At 41.0% G+C, this 2749-nt stretch carries 5 protein-coding genes; all 5 read left to right on the top strand.

Translation table 11 applies throughout. The features are described 5' to 3' along the window. Position 1 precedes the first annotated feature (1 nt). Positions 2–301, top strand: a complete 300-nt coding sequence (locus GF401_04305) for a helix-turn-helix domain-containing protein (protein MBD3344267.1) — start codon at positions 2–4, stop codon at positions 299–301. After that, the gene (locus tag GF401_04300) at positions 302–1600 is read left to right on the top strand and encodes a hypothetical protein (GenBank protein ID MBD3344266.1); all 1299 of its coding nucleotides are present in this window, start codon (positions 302–304) and stop codon (positions 1598–1600) included. Next, positions 1597–1986 (top strand): hypothetical protein, encoded by a 390-nt coding sequence (locus GF401_04295; GenBank protein ID MBD3344265.1) that lies wholly within the window; start codon positions 1597–1599, stop codon positions 1984–1986. Before GF401_04300 ends, GF401_04295 begins: the two co-directional genes overlap by 4 nt. 105 nt (positions 1987–2091) lie before the next feature. Then, the gene (locus GF401_04290) at positions 2092–2451 is read left to right on the top strand and encodes a hypothetical protein (protein MBD3344264.1); all 360 of its coding nucleotides are present in this window, start codon (positions 2092–2094) and stop codon (positions 2449–2451) included. Further along, the coding region (locus tag GF401_04285; GenBank protein MBD3344263.1) for a hypothetical protein at positions 2429–2749 on the top strand (321 nt) is incomplete at its 3' end. The genes GF401_04290 and GF401_04285, both read left to right, overlap by 23 nt.

Below are 2749 nucleotides of genomic sequence, written 5' to 3'. Positions count from 1 at the left end.
GATTAAAAGTTACAAGTTCCGCGATGTACTCAAGGAAAGAATGAAAGACCCTGAGTTCCGTAAGGAATGGAAAAAAAGCCAGGAAGAGTTCGACCTTTCCTGTAAGGTTATTGAGTTGCGTATACAGGCAGGGCTTACACAGCAGGAACTTGCCGAGAAAGCGCATACATCGCAGCCGGCAATCGCTCGGCTGGAATCGGGCAGCTATAAAAATGTGTCGATGGCGTTCCTGCGCAAAATCGGTGACGTGTTCGGGCTTGAACCGCATATCACCTTCCGTAAACCTAAAGGCGCACACTAAATGCCGCCGGTAGCGAAAGAAACTACGCCCGTGTCAATCGGAAATGATGTCCGGTACACGGGCTTTTTTCTTTTTAGCTGCCTTCCTTCCCTTCGGCCCACTCAGGGCATCGCTTTCGCCGCGAAAAGAAAAACTCCCACAATCCAAGCACCATACCTCCGGCTGAAAAGACCTCCCGTTCAAAAAACGCTTCCAGGCGATTTTGGAGGTGAGCTTTACCACATCAAAAAGGAATTTGATGAGGAAGGGGAAGATTCTGAGAATGGGGTTAGTGGGATTCAGGCATATTATTTCGGGGCGAGATATTATGATCCTGAAATAGGGGTATGGTTCTCTTGTGACAAAGCGGGGCAGTTTTATAATCCTTATGCCTATGCCGGTAATGGGGCAAATCCCGTTGTAATGGTTGATAAAGATGGTAACATTTTAATTACAACTTCTTTCTTAATCAATGCCGGTCTTACTCTTTTAGCCGTCACTGGTTACTATATACACGTTTCAACAAATAATTTAGAAGCGGGCATGGGAGCAGATGATGCCTGGAACCCATTTTTAGCAGGATGGAAATGGTGGAAAGGAGATCCGAAATATCCCGGGAGCGGTGCTGCAAATAATACTCCACCTATAGGAGCAGGTTATGAATTAGGAGGAAGGGGATTCTATACAGAATCAGGTGGAAAACGTATTTATTCCAACCGAGATTTAGAGATAAATAATTCCACTTCAATGGCAATGAACGACCTGAATAGCAAAATAAATATTGTAGATGCAGAGGTTGATTTTGGTTGGAATTATGTCATATCTGCCTCTCAATTAAAAAATAACTTGTCTTATAGAAACGAATTATTTATTGAAGGAATACCAACTATTATTGGGACTGAACCTTTAGATGTTGCCATGGTAAAGCAAGAAACTGCCACAAACAGTGTAGAGTGTGATTATTGTGGTAACAACTACGACTTCACAAGGCTTACCCCGGACAGGGGAAGCGATATCGGTATGCCCGGACTGTTTGATTTTGGAGGGCCAAATGGCCCGTGTGCTAACCATGACCTGCGATATACAACCCCATACTTCAGCAAAACTAAAGCAGATGACCTTTTTCGATTAGAAATGCGTCTTAATGATAATTCGCCTTTTAAGATTATTTCAGAAATTTACTATCAGGCAGTAGCAAGAGGGGGCGACAAATACTATGACATAGGGCAGAGAAATGCCCTTGGCTTGCCTTTGCCTCCGATTATACATCCAAACGAATCTTTTGCACCGGATGTGACACGTGGAGGCAGAACACGATGATAAGGTACATACCTATAAGTACGATTCTGTTAGCATTAATTATTTGTGTATCATCATTTTTTGGTGGATCTTATAATGGTTCTGATGCGTTTTGGGGGAGCGTTATTACGCTACTTATTAATGTCGCCCCCTTTGTGCTATTTGCGATAATGTTCTATCTACATTTACAGAAAGCAAGTATTACAAAAATGCTGTATGTTGATTTGATATTTTCAGGGATTGCTATGTGTTTAGTAATAATAATCTATGGTGCAGGAGGGTGGGGTTTTGTGTTAGCCCCGCTTGGTATGGGAGCGTTATTCATTATCTATATAGTTATGATAGCGATAGCTCATATCATGCAAAAGAATAATGCAGGCAAAAATGCGAGTGTCGTTGATAGATAGTGTGGCAGTTTATTAAGCGAATGGTTCTTTGACATTTTCGATAGAACAGTTGCCATAAACGGGGGAGCAACTATAGGGCCAAACACATTAAATGCAGTTATATATTTGCATAATTCACCTGCATTCAATTTCGCTGGTGATTGGGGAGGTAATCATGCGTGGGTGCGTGATCCCGTAACTGGTGATGCGGTGGGGTTAAGCGGCAAATCATCAACGGTATTCGGCCCAGGGGATGGTGAAGTGAATTCACCAGCCATTGCAATTGAACTTCCACCAGGTGTAACTGGTGCTGAAGCAATAAATGCATTGCGTAATAGTAAAGCTATTTCTGAACCAGGACTTTATATCCCTGGTGTTTTTGACTGTAACTATTATTTGGAAAAGGCATTTAAAGAACAAGGTTGGCACTATCCTGGTGCTCCCGGTGGAAGGATAGATTGGAATGATAAAAAAAGAGTTCAATAAAAAGCTGGTTTTAATTCTGTTATTATTTTTCTATATCTTAAATTCTGGCTGCACTGGCCGTAAGTACGTTTCTTATGTATTTGTATTTCCACAAGTACATGAATATCCACTTGAATCTGATTGGGAGTATCTTCTAAAAATTTATGTAATTGATAAACCTTTATACAATGGAAAAAAGAAAATTAAACTTTTCCTTAGAGATGAAAATGGTAATGTTTTGCTAAAAGATAATAAAAATGTTTACGGCAAAGATTTGCTTCCGCATGTTTCCTGGGATAAAAAAGATACAGTTACTATC

It is taken from the genome of Chitinivibrionales bacterium (assembly GCA_014728215.1).
Lineage (GTDB): Bacteria > Fibrobacterota > Chitinivibrionia > Chitinivibrionales > WJKA01 > WJKA01.
The sequence above is the reverse complement of the archived record's forward strand: the minus strand, read 5'-3'. Positions and strand labels throughout refer to the sequence as shown.